Source organism: Streptomyces sp. CNQ329 (genome assembly GCF_000482585.1).
On record NZ_AXVU01000040.1, the window covers coordinates 21408 to 36438 of the forward strand.

The 15031-nt window shown below is 73.0% G+C and carries 14 protein-coding genes and 1 tRNA gene; 9 read left to right on the forward strand and 6 right to left on the reverse strand.

Annotated elements, in window-relative coordinates; all coding sequences use genetic code 11:
* Positions 1 to 170: 170 nt before the first annotated feature.
* Complete coding sequence (locus tag I003_RS0123520) at positions 171 to 1202, forward strand: SGNH/GDSL hydrolase family protein (RefSeq protein WP_027773758.1); 1032 nt, start codon at positions 171 to 173, stop codon at positions 1200 to 1202.
* A gap of 173 nt (positions 1203 to 1375) precedes the next feature.
* On the opposite strand, the gene I003_RS0123525 is transcribed toward I003_RS0123520, so the two are convergent.
* Positions 1376 to 2212, reverse strand: a complete 837-nt coding sequence (locus I003_RS0123525; RefSeq protein WP_027773759.1) for a MurR/RpiR family transcriptional regulator — start codon at positions 2210 to 2212, stop codon at positions 1376 to 1378.
* 138 nt (positions 2213 to 2350) lie between these two features.
* On the opposite strand from I003_RS0123525, the gene I003_RS0123530 reads away from it, so the two are divergent.
* From I003_RS0123530 to I003_RS0123540, 3 genes are all read left to right on the forward strand, one after another.
* A complete protein-coding gene (locus tag I003_RS0123530) occupies positions 2351 to 2767 on the forward strand; it encodes a hypothetical protein (protein WP_027773760.1) in 417 nt (138 codons plus the stop codon).
* Between the two features lie 75 nt (positions 2768 to 2842).
* Positions 2843 to 3436, forward strand: a complete 594-nt coding sequence (locus I003_RS32980) for a hypothetical protein (RefSeq protein ID WP_051368402.1) — start codon at positions 2843 to 2845, stop codon at positions 3434 to 3436.
* Positions 3437 to 3572: 136 nt separating this feature from the next.
* On the forward strand, positions 3573 to 4916 hold the full coding sequence (locus I003_RS0123540) for an SGNH/GDSL hydrolase family protein (protein WP_027773761.1): 1344 nt from the start codon (positions 3573 to 3575) through the stop codon (positions 4914 to 4916).
* 258 nt (positions 4917 to 5174) lie between these two features.
* On the opposite strand, the gene I003_RS0123545 is transcribed toward I003_RS0123540, so the two are convergent.
* Positions 5175 to 5759 carry a hypothetical protein gene (locus tag I003_RS0123545; protein WP_027773762.1) on the reverse strand — a complete coding sequence of 195 codons (585 nt, stop codon included), beginning with the start codon at positions 5757 to 5759 and terminating at the stop codon, positions 5175 to 5177.
* Positions 5760 to 6039: 280 nt separating this feature from the next.
* Positions 6040 to 6121 (reverse strand) — tRNA-Leu (locus tag I003_RS0123550).
* Between the two features lie 347 nt (positions 6122 to 6468).
* On the opposite strand from I003_RS0123550, the gene I003_RS32985 reads away from it, so the two are divergent.
* Positions 6469 to 7290 carry an ABC transporter ATP-binding protein gene (locus I003_RS32985; protein ID WP_051368407.1) on the forward strand — a complete coding sequence of 274 codons (822 nt, stop codon included), beginning with the start codon at positions 6469 to 6471 and terminating at the stop codon, positions 7288 to 7290.
* Between the two features lie 61 nt (positions 7291 to 7351).
* On the forward strand, positions 7352 to 9919 hold the full coding sequence (locus I003_RS0123560; protein ID WP_027773763.1) for an ABC transporter permease: 2568 nt from the start codon (positions 7352 to 7354) through the stop codon (positions 9917 to 9919).
* A gap of 179 nt (positions 9920 to 10098) precedes the next feature.
* Here the strand turns inward: I003_RS0123560 and I003_RS0123565 are convergent, their stop codons facing one another.
* A complete protein-coding gene (locus tag I003_RS0123565) occupies positions 10099 to 10329 on the reverse strand; it encodes a DUF4287 domain-containing protein (RefSeq protein ID WP_027773764.1) in 231 nt (76 codons plus the stop codon).
* 118 nt (positions 10330 to 10447) lie between these two features.
* Between I003_RS0123565 and I003_RS0123570 the strand changes: the two genes are divergently transcribed.
* Positions 10448 to 10756 carry a hypothetical protein gene (locus tag I003_RS0123570; protein ID WP_027773765.1) on the forward strand — a complete coding sequence of 103 codons (309 nt, stop codon included), beginning with the start codon at positions 10448 to 10450 and terminating at the stop codon, positions 10754 to 10756.
* 42 nt (positions 10757 to 10798) lie between these two features.
* Here I003_RS0123570 and I003_RS0123575 read toward each other — a convergent pair whose 3' ends face one another.
* Both I003_RS0123575 and I003_RS0123580 read right to left on the reverse strand, forming a co-directional pair.
* Positions 10799 to 11737 (reverse strand): hypothetical protein, encoded by a 939-nt coding sequence (locus I003_RS0123575; protein WP_027773766.1) that lies wholly within the window; start codon positions 11735 to 11737, stop codon positions 10799 to 10801.
* Positions 11738 to 11903: 166 nt separating this feature from the next.
* On the reverse strand, positions 11904 to 13136 hold the full coding sequence (locus I003_RS0123580) for an acetyl-CoA C-acetyltransferase (RefSeq protein ID WP_027773767.1): 1233 nt from the start codon (positions 13134 to 13136) through the stop codon (positions 11904 to 11906).
* Positions 13137 to 13372: 236 nt separating this feature from the next.
* Here I003_RS0123580 and I003_RS0123585 point away from each other — a divergent pair, with 236 nt between their 5' ends.
* Positions 13373 to 14272, forward strand: coding sequence for a Bax inhibitor-1/YccA family membrane protein (locus tag I003_RS0123585; protein ID WP_027773768.1), 900 nt, complete (start codon positions 13373 to 13375; stop codon positions 14270 to 14272).
* A gap of 100 nt (positions 14273 to 14372) precedes the next feature.
* A complete protein-coding gene (locus tag I003_RS0123590) occupies positions 14373 to 15029 on the forward strand; it encodes a pyridoxal 5'-phosphate synthase (protein ID WP_037721527.1) in 657 nt (218 codons plus the stop codon).
* The last annotated feature ends 2 nt before the right edge of the window (positions 15030 to 15031 follow it).

The following is a 15031-nucleotide window of genomic DNA, read 5'->3' on the forward strand; positions in this document are numbered from 1 at the left end:
GGGAGACGGCGTAGGACAGAGAGAGGAACGTGAGGAAGGGGAGGGACGGCGGACGGGGACGGAGACAGGGGCAGAGAAGGGGACGGGACGGCGGAACGGACACGGCGGCAGCGGGATGGACGGACACTGCGCGGCGCGGCACACGGGGGCCGGCGCGGAACGGAGAGGCGATGTCGATGACCAGGGCGAGGGCGGCACGCCGGATCGCCGCGGCGGCGGCGTACGGCGGCGGGGGCATCGGCCTGCTCGGCGGCGCCACGCTGGGTGTGCTGGTCGCGGAGGTGCACCTGGCGCGGCGCCGGGTGGGCGGCAGCGACGAGGAGCCGCCGCGGGCCGACGGGCGGTACGGGGCGGCCTTCGGCCGCAGACGCGGGGTGCGGCCGGTGCTGCTGGCGTTCCTCGGCGACTCCACCGCCGCGGGCCAGGGTGTCTACCGCCCCCGCCAGACGCCGGGGGCGCTGCTCGCCTCCGGGCTCGCGGCGGTCGCCGAGCGGCCGGTGGACCTGCGGAACGTGGCGCTGTCCGGGGCGCAGTCCGACGATCTGGACCGGCAGGTGACGCTGCTGCTGGACGAAGAAGGGCTGCGGCCCGACGTCGCGGTCATCATGGTCGGCGCCAACGACGTCACCCACCGGGTGCCGCCGGCGGTGTCGGTGCGCTGTCTGTCGGATGCCGTCGCGCGGCTGCGCGACGCCGGCACGGAGGTCGTCGTCGGTACGTGCCCGGACCTGGGCACGATCGAGCCGGTGCAGCAGCCGCTGCGCTGGCTGGCCCGCCGGCTGAGCCGGCAGCTCGCCGCGGCGCAGACCATCGCCGTGCTCGACCGCGGCGGGCGCACGGTGTCGCTGGGCACGCTGCTGGGTCCGGAGTTCGCGGCCAACCCGCGTGAGCTGTTCGGTCCGGACAACTACCACCCTTCGGCGGAGGGCTACGCCACCGCCGCGATGGCCGTGCTGCCCACGCTCGCCGCGGCGCTGGGCATGTGGCCGGCGGAGGAGGAGCGCCCGGACCTCCGCCGCGACGAGAGCTACCTGCCGGTGGCCAAGGCCGCGGCCCGGGCCGCGGGCGAGAGCGGCACGGAGGTCGCCCCGGCCGGACCGACGGGCGGGCGCGGGCCGTGGGCGCTGCTGAAGCACCGCCGCAGGCGGCGGGTGGAGTCGGAGACGGACGCGGAGCAGACGGCGGTGGGGGAGCGGAGGTAGAGCGCGGTGCCGTACGGACCCGGGGTCCGGGTCCGTACGGCGGTGTCGGCGGGCAGTGCGGTCCGCGGGGCCCGGGGCGTCGCATCCGGCGTGGGCCGTCCGCCGTACGCCCGCACCGCCGGCCGCCGGGGGCCGTTCCCGTACGCCGTGGGCCGCGTGGCGCGCCGGCCGCGTCAGTCGAGGAACAGGCCCCGCTCCGCGGCCCGCGCGTCGAACTCCTCCAGCCGCGCCTGCGCGTCCGGCAGCGCGTCGCACATCGCCTCCAGCAGTACCCGGCCCAGCAGCATCGGCCCGCACGCCGTGTCGAACGACAGCCCCGTGCCCACCGCCGCCGGCAGCAGGATGTCGCTGTCCTGCGCGACCGGTGTGAACGAGCTGTCGGCCACCGTGACCACCGTCAGCCCCGTCGCCCGTGCCGTGCGCAGCGCCTCCGCGAGTTCGCGTGGGTGGCGCGGCAGCGCGAAGCACAGCAGCGCCGTGGCGCCGGCGCGGGCGGCGGCGTCGAGACGGTCGTCGAGCATCGAACCGGCCTCGTCGAGGACGCGGACGTCCGGGTGCACCTTGGCCGCGAAGTAGGCGAAGCCGCGCGCCTGCGCCGCCGCGGCGCGCAGCCCGAGCACGGGCAGCGGCCGGGAGACGGCGAGGAGCCGGCCGGCGTCCTCGACGGGGGCGGGGTCGGCGAGCAGGGCGGAGAGGTTGCGCAGGTTCTCGATCTCGGCCTGGACGGCCTGCTGGTACTCGTTCCGGTCCGTCCGCCCCGCCGGCTCGCCGAGGCCCGCCTCGCGCAGCGCGCGGCGCAGTGCCGGGTAACCGTCGAAGCCGAGGGCGACGGCGAAGCGGGTGACGGACGGCTGGCTCACTCCGGCCAGCTCGGCCAGCTCCACACTCGACAGGAACGGTGCGTCGGCGGCCCTGCGCACCATGCAGTGCGCGATACGGCGCTGGGTCGGCGTCAGCCGGCGCCCTTCGAAGAGCTTCTGCAGCCGGGCGCCCGCGTCGGCGGAGACCATCCCACCTCCGGATCCGATGTGCTATTCACTGCACGACGACTCTGCATGACCGTATGCACGACGGCAAGGGCGCACCGGAACGAATTGGGGGGTTAGCACCACTGCACCTGCGCGCGCGGACTCCGTACCGTACGGGGTATGACTGCGCGGGACCCGGAGATCAAGAACGAACTCGACGCCACCCTGCAGACCCGCAGGGACCTCGGCCCCGAGTACGAGGAGGAGCTGATCGAGGGCTTCCTCGAGAAGGTGCAGCAGCGGATGGACGGATCGTTCGACACCCGGCTGCGCCGCCAGCTCGCCGAGCAGCAGATGCAGGTCGCGCGGGGCACGCAGCCGGGCACCGGTTCGCCGGAGGGCACGTTCGGGGAGCGCTTCGGCTTCGCCGCCGTGTCGATGGTGCTGGCGATCCCGCTGTCGGCGATCGGGGTGGTCAACGAAGGGCTGGCCGGGCTGATGGTGACCTGGGGCGGCATCGTCGGCGTGAACCTGGTGCACGCCACGGGGCTCTTCCGCCGCCGCCGGGCGGAGAAGAGCAGCTCCGACTGGGACTGATCCGGCCCGCCCCGCGGAGCCCCGGCGGGCCCCGGACGCCCGGTTAGGCTGGCCGGGACCGCAGAGGGGGGTTCCGTGGCCGACCGGGCGCCGACGATGATCATGCAGACGACCAGGGTCGACGCCATACCGCTGGCCAGCGGCGCCGGCTCGGTCAAGAAGCTCGCCCGGCTGGCCTGGATCGCGGAGCAGTACGGCTTCGCGTACGAGGACGCGCAGCAGGCGTCGCGCGCGCCGCTGCGGGTGTTCCTGGTACGCGACCCGAGCCCGGCAGCGCAGCAGCGCGCCGCCGCGACGTGGGCCGCGTACCCGCGGGCGGGCAGCGGCGGGCCGCTGCCGGAGCCGACGCCGGAGCAGCTTCGGCTGTACCGGTCGCGGATCGTCTCGGACACCACCGACGGGCGGGCGCAGCGGCAGATCCTGGCGCTCGCCCTCATGATCCTGCTCGTGTTCGTGGTCGTGCCGGCCGGTGCCTTCCTCGCGCTGGACGAGGCGCGGATGCTCGGTCCGCTGACGGTGGGGGTGCCGACACTCCTGATCATCGGCGTCATCTATCCGGTCACCCGCAGGCGGTACGCCAACGCCGTCGCGCGGCTGCGTGCGGCGGGCTTCTCGCCGGTGACGGACGGGACGGGGCGGACGCGGCTGCTGCCGCCGGGGACGTATTGAGGCGCGGCTGGCATGGCTTGGCATGAAGCCGCTCGCGCGGCGACGTTGACCGTGATGTCGGTGGACCGTACCGTACGGTCAGAAATTTTCGGCTTGAGTCTCGAAATCTTTCGTCGCCTCGCTTCGGGAGCCACAGATGCCCCAGCCCGTGTACCGACGCCCCCGTGACCGCCGCTCCGCCGTGTATCCGTACCTCGCCGCCGCGCTCGTCATGGCCCTCGTCGCCGTCGCGGCGGTGGCGGTCCAGGCGCTGCGCGGCCCCGCCCCCGCCGAAGCCGGCACCCACGCGGGCGCCGCCCCGCGGGGCCAGGCGCAATGGGTCGCCGCCTGGACCTCGATGCCGCAGCTCACCGAGCCGGCGAACATGCCGCCCCCGCCGTTCACCCAGGACGACGGCGTGCTGCACGACGCCACCCTGCGCCAGACCGTGCGTCTCACCGTCCCCGGCGACCAGCTCCGGTTCCGCTTCTCCAACGCCTTCGGCGGCGCCGAACTGCCCATCACCCGCGCCGCCGTCGCCCTCCCCGCCGACGGCCGGGCCGGCGTCGACGGCATCGTGCCCGGCAGCTCGCGCCCGCTGACGTTCAGCGGCCGGCCGGCCGCGACGGTACCCGTCGGCGCGCAGGTCGTCTCCGATCCCGTACTCCTCGACGTCGAGCCCGGCACCAACCTGACCGTGACGCTGTACCTCGCCGACGGCCAGGCGTCCACCGACGTCACCTCGCACCCCGGCTCGCGGACCACCTCCTACCTGCTCGCCGGGGACCACACCGACGCCGAGGCGCTGCCCGGTGCGACGACCACCGACCACTGGTACTTCCTCAGCGGCGTGGAGTCCAAGGCCCCCGCCCGCGCCGCCGTCGTCCTCGGCGACTCCCTGAGCGACGGCCGCGGCTCCACCACCAACGGCAACGACCGCTGGCCCGACCTGCTCTTCGACCGCCTGCGCGACTCGGATGGCCAGCCGGTCGCCGTCGTCAATCAGGCCGCCGGCGGCAACCGCGTCCTCGACGACGGCCTCGGCCCCAACGCCCTCGCCCGCCTCGACCGCGACGTGCTGGCCGCGAGCGGGGCGGGGTGGCTGCTGGTCTTCGAGGGCATCAACGACATCGGCGTGGCGCCGGCCACCGAGGCCGCGCAGCGCGAGATCGGGGACGAACTGCTGGCCGCGTACGACCAGATCGTCACGCGGGCGCACGCGCAGGACATCCGTGTCTACGGGGCCACGCTCACGCCGTTCGGCGGCAGCACGCTGTACGACGACCCGGAAGGGCTGCGCGAGGCGACCCGGCAGCGGGTGAACGACTGGATCCGCACCAGCGGGCGCTTCGACGCCGTTGTCGACTTCGACGCGGTCACCCGCGACCCGGCGAACCCCCGCGTGCTGCTGCCCGCCCTCGACACCGGCGACCACCTCCACCTCAACCCCGAGGGCTACGCGGTCCTCGCCCGTACGGTCCCGCTGCGCCTCTTCCAGTGACGTTGTTTCTGCGCGTTCACGGCGATATGGGTGTGGAAGCGGATTGCCACTCCGGCCGGTGCACCTACGCGGGTAATGCGGAACGCATGTTTTCACTTAGCGGTGGTAATTCCCGTGCCGTTGAATTCCGTGTACGCGGTGCCGGGGCCGAGGGGCGAGAGGCGGAATTCCCCGGTGCGTGAATACCGCGCTCCCCGCGCCCTCCGGCACCGCGCACACCGTACTCCCCGGGTCGCGTGCGCCGGGCGCCGGCTGCCGTCACACGGTGGCCGGCGAGCCCCGGCGTACGCCCCCGCCCGGCAGGGCGTCGCCGGCGGCCACGCCCGTACGGACGAACTCCGTGCCGGAGCAGCCCATTCCGGCACCCCGGCGGGTGACGGCGTCGACCGGCAGCCACAGCAGCGCCTCCTGCTCCCGCTCCCAGCGGCCGAGCCACGCGGCCTTCGCCCGCAGCCCCGCACCGGCTCCGGCCAGCGCCAACCCGCCGGCGACCGGCACCGCCGCCGCCGAGCCGGCCGCGACGGCGAACCCCGCCACCAGCCACCACCGGCGCGCCCGCCGCCATGTCCGTACGGTCACGGCCCGGTCCTGCAACACCGCGCTACGGGCAGCCCGTTGGGCCTTGCGCGCCTGCGCCAGGCAGTGCTTGCGGCGTACCGCGTAGACCGCCGGGGCGACGACGAGGAACAACGCCGCGCCCGTGTACAGTCCGATCCACTGGCCCGTCAGGCCGTCCTGCCAGGCACCCGCCGCCGCGGCGGCGATACCCGGCCACCACAGCGGCGCCGCGCCCGCGCGCACCACGACCGCTGCCCGTGCCAGCGACATCACTCCGCGCGCCACTTCCGCTCCTCCCGTCTTGGGGTCCTCGATCGCGTGCGCGCGAGGCTACCTGCGGATTCTGAGGAAGAGATGAGAAGGGGGCGGGATGCGGGCGGCCGGGGCGCCGGCGGGGCCGGGGAGCCGGACCGCGGGCGTGAGCGTTCGCGTGAACGTTTCAGCAGGGTGGCCGGTTCCAGACTGCCCGGGTGAGGCCGATCGGAAGGCCAGCGGTGCCCCGGAGGAGCGGGGTCACCGTTGCTGACCAGTCGTCTTCGCAGGTCGACGACCTCTTGCCGGGAGGTGCCCGGAGCCGGACTTGAACCGGCACGGCCCGAAGGCCAGCGACTTTTAAGGTCGCCGTGTCTGCTTTCCACCATCCGGGCAGGACTCCCGGCCCGCACACTGCGTACGGACCACCGCATGGCGCGTAACCAGAGTAGCGGTGCGGATGGGCCGAACTGGCCATCTACGGACTGATGTTGGCTTGTTTTAGGCCCGAGTTGTCGAAGAAGTCCTCCGATGAAATTCCACTCCCCTTTTTCCCGCTCTCGAGGCCCTCGCCCCATGCGTTCGTCGGGGTCCGGGTCATACCCCAGGAGGAGCCGCCGGAGGCCGGAGTACCTCCTCGGTCTCGCCCCGAACCGGAGCGCGGGCTGATCCGGACGCCCGGATCCACCGCAACGATGGACGGGACAGGTTGCACCCCACCGTCCGACAGGAGCCCACCGCCGTGACCACCACCATCCCCGGCGCCTCCGGCCGCGGCATCGCGTCTGCCCGCGTGCCGGCGGCCGGCGCCACCGAGCTGACGAAGGTCTACGGCGAGGGTGAGACCAAGGTCGTCGCCCTCGACCGCGTCTCCGTGGAGTTCATGCAGGGCGAGTTCACCGCGATCATGGGCCCGTCCGGCTCCGGCAAGTCGACCCTGATGCACTGCATGGCCGGCCTCGACACCATCTCCGGCGGCTCCTCGCGCATCGGCGAGACCGAGCTGACCGGGCTGAAGGACAAGCGGCTCACCCAACTGCGGCGCGACAAGGTCGGTTTCGTCTTCCAGGCGTTCAACCTGCTGCCGACGCTGAACGCGCTGGAGAACATCACGCTGCCCATGGACATCGCCGGGCGCAAGCCCGACGAGCAGTGGCTGCAGCAGGTCGTCCAGACGGTGGGCCTGTCCGGCCGGCTCAAGCACCGCCCCAGCCAGCTCTCCGGCGGCCAGCAGCAGCGCGTCGCCGTCGCCCGCGCCCTGGCCGCCCGGCCCGAGATCATCTTCGCCGACGAGCCCACCGGCAACCTCGACTCCCGCTCCGGCGCCGAGGTGCTCGGCTTCCTGCGCAACTCCGTGCGCGAGCTGGGTCAGACGGTCGTCATGGTCACGCACGACCCGGTGGCCGCGGGGTACGCGGACCGCGTCGTGTTCCTCGCCGACGGCCGCATCGTCGACGAGCTGCGCGACCCGAACTCCGAGCAGGTGCTGGACATGATGCGGCGCCTCCCGGGGAGCGCCGCCGCGCACACCTCCCAGGCTTCGGCCCCGGGCCCGGTGGGCTGAGCTCCGCCCGCCGACCCAGAAGGCCGCCCGCTACCGGCTTCCACCACAGGACTGACCCCCTATGCTCCGCACCGCCTTGCGCAACGTGTTCGCGCACAAGGCCCGGTTGCTGATGACCGTGCTCGCCGTCCTGCTCGGCGTCGCTTTCGTCTCCGGCACCCTGGTCTTCACCTCCACCATCTCCGATGCCTACACCAAGAGTTCGGAGAAGGGCTTCGACCACGTCGACGTACGCCTGCAGCCCGACGACGACGCCGACGAGGGCCGTCCCGGCGCACCGCCCCCGCTCACCCAGAAGCTGCTGGACCGGGCCGCCGCCCTGCCCGGCGTGAAGTCCGCCACCGGCAACGTCGCGGGTTTCGCCGCGCTCGCCGACAAGGACGGCGACCTCGTCGGCGACGGCTGGTCCACCAGCGGCGCCAACTACTACCCCGGCGGCACGAAGGGCGACGGCAGCGGCGAGGATTCCCGCTACCCGATGCGCGACGGCCGTGGGCCCCGGAACGCGAACGAGATCGCCATCGACGCCAGGACCGCCGAGCGCACCGGCTACGAGGTCGGCGACACCCCGCGGATGTCCGTCGACGGCCCCGTACTCGAACCGACGATCACAGGCGTCTTCACCACCGACGACGGCAACGTCGCCGCCGGCGGCAGCCTCGTGCTCTTCGACACCGAGACCGCGCAGGACCTCTTCACCGGGCCCGGCGAGTACACCGAGATCGACCTCGCCGCCGCGCCCGGCACCTCCGAGCGGGAGCTGCGGGCCGAGGCGCAGAAGATCCTGCCGGCCGAGTCCGAGGCGCTCACCGGCACCAAGCTCGCCGACGACCAGGCCCGGCAGATCGAGCAGGGCATGGAGGGGCTGCGTACCGGCATGCTCGCCTTCGCGGGCATCGCGCTCTTCGTCGGCATCTTTCTGATCGCCAACACCTTCACCATGCTCGTCGCCCAGCGCACCAAGGAGCTGGCGCTGCTCCGGGCCGTCGGCGCCAGCCGCCGCCAGGTCACCCGCTCGGTGCTCTTCGAGGCCACCGCCGTCGGCACGGTCGCGGCCCTCGCCGGCCTCGCCGCCGGTACCGGCATCGGCGCCGGGCTGCGCTCCCTGATGAGCGCCACCGGCCAGACGGTGCCCGAAGGCCCGCTGATCGTCTCGCCCACGACGGTGATCATCTCGCTCGTCGTCGGCATCGTCGTCACCGTGCTCGCCGCCTGGCTGCCGGCCCGCAGGGCGGCGAAGATCCCCCCGGTCGCCGCGATGAGCAGCGTGCACGCCCAGGCGACCGTCCGCAGCCTCGTCGTACGCAACGCCATCGGTGCGGTCATCGCGGGCGGCGGCGCGCTGATGGTCGTCGCGGGCACCACCGCCGACGACGGCAAGGTGCTCATGGGCGCTGGCGCCGCGGTCCTCCTGATCGGCGTCTTCGTCCTCACCCCGCTGCTCTCCCGGCCGCTGATCGCCCTCTCCGCGCCGGTGCTGCGGATGTTCGGCGTCTCCGGGAAGCTCGCCCGGCAGAACGCCGTACGCAACCCGCGGCGCACCGCCGGCACCGCCTCCGCGCTGATGATCGGGCTCACCCTCATCACCGGCCTGACGGTGATCGGCGGTGGCCTCTCGAACGCCATCGACAAGATGGCCACCGACGCCATGAAGGCCGACTACTCGGTCTCCATGGCGAACTTCACCCCGCTCGGTCCGGAGGTGGAGAAGAAGCTCTCCGGCCTCGACGAGGTCACCGCCCTCACCCCGCTGCGCAACGCGCCCGTCGACATCGGCGGCGACGACGAGTACCTCACCGGCGTCAACGGCGCCGCCGTCGGCGAGCTGATGGAGCTCGACTTCACCCACGGCTCGTTCGCCGGCCTGCGCGACGGCGTCCCCGCCGGCGGTGGTCCCGCCAAGGCGATCGTCGACGAGGACACCGCCGACGACGAGGGCTGGAAGATGGGCGACACCATCGCGGTGACCTATCAGGACGGCGCCAGGGGGGAGCTGACCGTCTCCGGCATCTACCACGGCAACGAGCTGCTCAAGGGCATCATGCTCGACACCTCGGTCGTCGACCCCCACCTGGACCGGATCACCGCCATGGAGGTCTGGGTGAAAACCGGGGGCGGCGAGAGCGACGCCGCGAAGGACCGGCTGGAGCAGGCCCTGGGCGACAACCCCGCCGTCTCGGTGATGAACGAGGAGGACGTCTCCGAGGCCATCGCCGGGCTCATCGGCATGATGCTGAACATCCTCTACGCCATGCTCGGCATGGCCGTCCTGGTCGCGGTCCTCGGCGTGATCAACACGCTGGCGATGTCGGTCTTCGAACGCTCCCAGGAGATCGGCATGCTGCGTGCCATCGGCCTGGACCGGCGCGCGGTCAAGCGCATGGTGCGGCTGGAGTCGCTGGTCATCTCGCTCTTCGGCGGCGTGCTTGGCATCGGGCTCGGGGTCTTCCTCGGCTGGGCCGCCGGTGAGCTGATCTCCAGCTCGCTCGACACGTACGCGCTGGTGCTGCCGTGGGAGCGGATGGGCTACTTCCTCGCCGGCGCGGCGCTGGTGGGCATGCTGGCGGCGCTGTGGCCCGCCCGCAGGGCGTCGCGGCTCAACATGCTCGCGGCCATCAGGAGCGAGTAGGAAGCAAGGGGGACAGGGCCCCGCGCTCCGGCCGTCCGGCCGGGGCGTACGGGCCCGGAGAGTCACGGGGGAACGGGGGGCCGGGCCGCCGTGCCCGCAGGGAAGGGCCCGCGCGGAGGAGTCGTCCTCCCGCGGGCCGTTGGTGCTCGGTCGTTGCGCCAGGGGTGCGCTGTCCCCTCCTAGAGCAGTTTGCGCGCGGCCCGCCTCAGGTCGTACTCGTGGATGATCGCTTTGGCGTGGCCGTACGCCAGGTTGTGCTCGCCACGGAGCCAGCTCACTTTCTCCTCGAAGCGGAGGAGACAGGGACCGTCTTCGACGGTCTGCAGCCAGTCGGAGACTTCACGGCCGGTGCAGTGGGGGATACGGGAGAGCAGGTTCCGGTGGGTTTCTGCGGAGAAGACATGGGACATCGGCGCCTCCGGTATGCAGTCCTTCTCAGCACCGTGCCTGAGGGTGGGCCGGTTGACAACCACCCGGGGCGGGCGGTCTCGAACCTCCGGAGGACTACCGGAGGGTTAGGCTCTGCTCGTGCTCGACGTGCTCGACTTCGTGACCGCTGTTGACCGGGTCGCCGACCGACTGCGGTCGCTGCCGCAGAGCCGGCTGCGCGCGGGGGCGGCCGCCGCCGGGCTTGCGCTGGCGCGTGAGCTGTCCGCGCGGGCGCAGCGGCTTGAGGCACCGGAGCGCAGCCCGTACGAGATGCCGGCGGCGGGGGAGTTCGCGGTGGGGGACCAGGTGGCCGTCGCGGGGCGGGACCTGGCGGAGGCGCTGCGGGCCGCTGGGGACGTACAGGGGCTTGAGGAGGCGCTGGCGGTGGTCCGGTACGTCCGGCTGTGAACGCGGCGCTCTGACGGGCTCGTAGGGCCTCGTCCGCGGGGCTCAGAGGGAGGCGATGACGCGGTCCGCGAGGATGTAGACGCTCTCGCCCGCGCAGTCGAAGGTCAGGGCGAACGCCCCGCTGATCGCCGAACCGCCCAGCAGCACCGGCTCCGTGCCGCCGTCGAGCGCGTCCGCGAGCCGCTCCGCGGTGTCGCGGTGGCCGGGGGAGAGGCAGAGCGTGGTGCCGTCGGCGAAGACGTAGACGTCGAGGGTGCCGAGCGGGCCCAGCCGCACGTCCGTCAGCGGCGTACGGCCCGCGGCCAGGTCCTCCAGCCGGTTCACGGTGCGCTCGTGGTCGGCGACGGCCGGCTGCGGACGGAAGTCGGGGTGCGAGGGGTGGCGGCGGCGGGCGGCGGCCAGTTCGGCGGACTCGCCCTCGGCGGGGGGCACGTCCGCGCCGACGTCGTCCGGCTCGGCGGGCTCCGCGCACTCCGGCCGGTCCACGGGGTCGACGCGGTCCATGCGGTCGAGCCGGTCCATCGGGTCGAGCAGCGGCTCGAAGCCGGCGAAGTCGGCCTGGCGCGGTATGAACACCTCGCCGCCGAAGTCCACGGGGTCGACCGGGAAGGGGGTCGCCTCGATGCTGTCGCGCGCCTCCTGCTCGGCCCAGAACGCCCGGGCCTCGGCCAGTTCGCGCTCCCGTTCGTCGGCGAGCGCCTGGGCGACGGCGATACGTATCTCCGCGGCCGGTACGGGCCGGGCGGCCGGCACCGCGGCCCCGTCCACGGCCCCGTCCTCCGCGGTGCCGGACTCCGCCGGGGCGGTCTCCGGGTCGGCCTGCGCACGTTCCCCGGCGGCCTGCTTCGCGGCCTGCGCGGTCAGCTCGGCACGGAGCGTGACGACCTCGCGCCGCAGTCCGCTCACCGCGCGCAGCACGGCGGCGCCGAGCAGCACGGCAGGGGTGGCGGCCAGCAGGACGGCGAAGGTGGTGGCGCTCACTGTCGGACTCCCGATTGCTGTAGGACCCCCATGTTCTACCTCAGCCTGCCGGAGCGCAGAACCCCACCCCTAGCGGAAAATGGCATGAATAGGGCGGGCCTTTGGTCCCACCGCCGTCCGACGGCGCGCGGGGCGCGGCCTCACACTGCCCCGCCCGTTCGGTGAACTAGCTGAGCCGCTCCAGCACCATCGCCATTCCCTGGCCGCCCCCGACGCACATCGTCTCCAGCCCGAACTGCTTGTCGTGCCACTGCAGGGAGTTGATGAGCGTCGTGGTGATCCGCGCGCCCGTCATGCCGAAGGGGTGCCCGACGGCGATGGCACCCCCGTTGACGTTCAGCCGGTCCGGATCGATGCCCAGATCCCGGTAGGAGGGGATGACCTGGGCGGCGAACGCCTCGTTGATCTCCACCAGGTCGATGTCGCCGATCGCCATCCCGGCCCGCGCGAGCGCCTGCTTGCTCGCCTCCACCGGGCCCAGGCCCATGATCTCCGGCGACAGCGCCGAGACGCCGGTCGAGACGATCCGCGCCAGCGGCGTGAGACCCAGCTCGCGCGCCTTGGTGTCGGACATCACGACGAGCGCCGCGGCACCGTCGTTCAGCGGGCAGCAGTTGCCCGCGGTGACCAGCCCGTCGGGGCGGAAGACCGGCTTCAGTCCGGCGACGCCCTCCAGGGTCACCCCGGGCCGCGGGCCGTCGTCCTTGCTCACCACCGTGCCGTCGGGGGTGGTGACGGGTGTGATCTCGCGCTCCCAGAAGCCCGCGGCGATGGCCTTCTCCGCGAGGTTCTGCGACCGCACGCCGAACTCGTCCATGTCCTGCCGCGTGACGCCCTTGGCCCGCGCCAGGTTCTCGGCGGTCTGCCCCATGGCGATGTACACGTCCGGCACGAGGCCGTCGCTGCGCGGGTCGTGCCAGCTCCCCCCGTCGAAGGCCGAGCCCTTCTCCTGGCGTTCGGCGGTACGGGCCTCGGCCTCCGCGAAGAGGGGGTTGTGGGTGCCGGGCATGCCGTCGGAGGAACCGTGGACGAACCGGGAGACCGTCTCCACGCCCGCCGAGACGAAGACGTCGCCCTCGCCGGCCCGGATGGCGTGGAACGCCATCCGGGTGGTCTGCAGCGAGGAGGAGCAGTAGCGCGTGATGGTGCAGGCCGGGAGGTGGTCCATGCCGAGCTGCACGGCGACCACGCGGCCCAGGTTGTGCCCCTGTTCGCCGCCGGGCAGCCCGCAGCCGAGCATGAGGTCGTCGATGTCCTCCGGGTCCAGGCCCGGCACCTTGTCGAGGGCGGCGCGTACGATCCCCGCGGTCAGGTCGTCCGGTCGGACGTCCTTCAGGGAGCCCTTCCCGGCCCGGCCGATCGGGGAGCGGGCGGCAGAGACGATCACGGCTTCGGGCATCACGGCTCCCAGGGGACGCGAGGGGCAGGGTCCTGGGCTGAAGTTACCCGTACGTAGCCTGGGGGTCACGGTTCTCGTACTGTGACGCGGACCTCAGTTCCTGAGCGCTTGCTTACCTCCCGCGGGGAAAGACTTGGGAAAGCCTCGTGAAAGATCCTCCTGAGGTCTGGCGCGATGTCTTTGCCTACCCATTACTCTTGTCCCAAGGCCGCGCAGTGCGGCCATGGAGGAGTGAGATGAGGAGCAGCAACCCGGTCTTCACGCGACGGGGGTTCAGCCGCGAGGGCGGTTCGGCAGGCTTCAACGCGCCGTCGCAGGCCGGGGGCCCCGCTGTCGCCCAGGGCAACAACCCGTACGCCCAGCCCGGCACCAACCCGTATGCGCAGCAGCCGGGTGGTGCCCCGCGGAACCCTTACGCGCCCGCCGACCAGCAGCAGGGCGAATGGGCGCCGCACGCGGCGCCCGCCGGCAGCCGTATGACCATGGACGACGTCGTGTCCCGTACGGGCATGACGCTCGGCCTGGTGATCGCCGCCGCCGCCGTCTCCTGGATCGCCTTCGACGGTGAGAAGTCGCTCGGCCTCGGCCTGCTGGCCGCGCTCGGTGCGTTCGCTCTGGCGATGGTCCAGGCGTTCAAGCGCCGCCCGGTCCCCGCGCTGATCTTGTCGTACGCGGTCCTCGAGGGCGTCTTCCTCGGCATCATCAGCGAGTACTTCAACACCTACGTCGACGGCGCGGTCATGCAGGCCGTGCTGGGCACGATGGCGGTGTTCTTCGGTGTGCTCGTCGCGTACAAGCTGCGGATCATCCGGGTCACGGCCCGGTTCCAGCGGTTCGTCGTCGGCGCGGCCATCGGCTTCGTGCTGCTGATGGCGGTCAACCTCTTCGCCGCGCTCATCGGCGGCGGGGACGGCATGGGGCTGCGCAGCGGCGGCCTCGGCGTCCTCTTCGGCGTCATCGGCGTCGTGCTCGGCGCGTGCTTCCTGGCCCTGGACTTCAAGCAGGTCGAGGACGGCATCGCCTACGGCGCCCCGAAGGACGAGGCATGGCTCGCCGCCTTCGGGCTGACCCTGACCCTCGTCTGGATCTACCTGGAGATGCTGCGTCTGGTGGCCATCCTCCAGGGTGGCGACTGAACGGCCGGTCCGACCGGCACCACCTGACACGACCGGCCGTGTGGCCCGGCGCGGGGGCGTACGCCCTCCGGCCGGGCCACCGGCATGAGAAGGGGGCATCGTGGCCGACGACCTGAGGCGGCTGCTGCGGGGGATCGAGGTCTTCGAGGGCGACCTGCCCTCGTTCGACCCGCGGGAGACCCCGGACGAGCCGGTCGCGCTCTTCACGAGCTGGCTGCTGGAGGCCGTACGGGCGGGGGTGCGCGAGCCGCACGCGATGACCCTGTCGACGGCCGGCGCGGGCGGCGACCCCTCGGCGCGGGTGCTCATCCTCAAGGACGTCGGCCCGGACGGCTGGCAGTTCGCCTCGGACGCCGGCAGCCCCAAGGGCCGGGACCTGGCCAGGCGGCCGTACGCGGCGCTGACGTTCTACTGGTCGCCGCTGGCCCGCCAGGTACGGATCCGCGGCCCGGTCACGGCCGCGGATCCGGAGCTGAGCGCCGCCGACTTCCTCGCCCGCGGCGCCGGCGCCCGCGCGGAAGCCCTGCTCGGCCGCCAGTCCCGCCCGCTCGCCGATCCGGCGGAGCGGGAGACGGCGGTCGCGGAGTCGCTGGCGCGCATCGAGGCGGACCCGGGGCTGGTGGCGCCGGGGTGGACGTTGTACGCGGTGCGGCCGGAGACGGTGGAGTTCTGGCAGGGCGACACGTCACGGCGGCACACGAGGCTCGTCTACGAGGCGACGCCGCCCACGTGGACGAAGCGCATGCTGTGGCCCTGAGC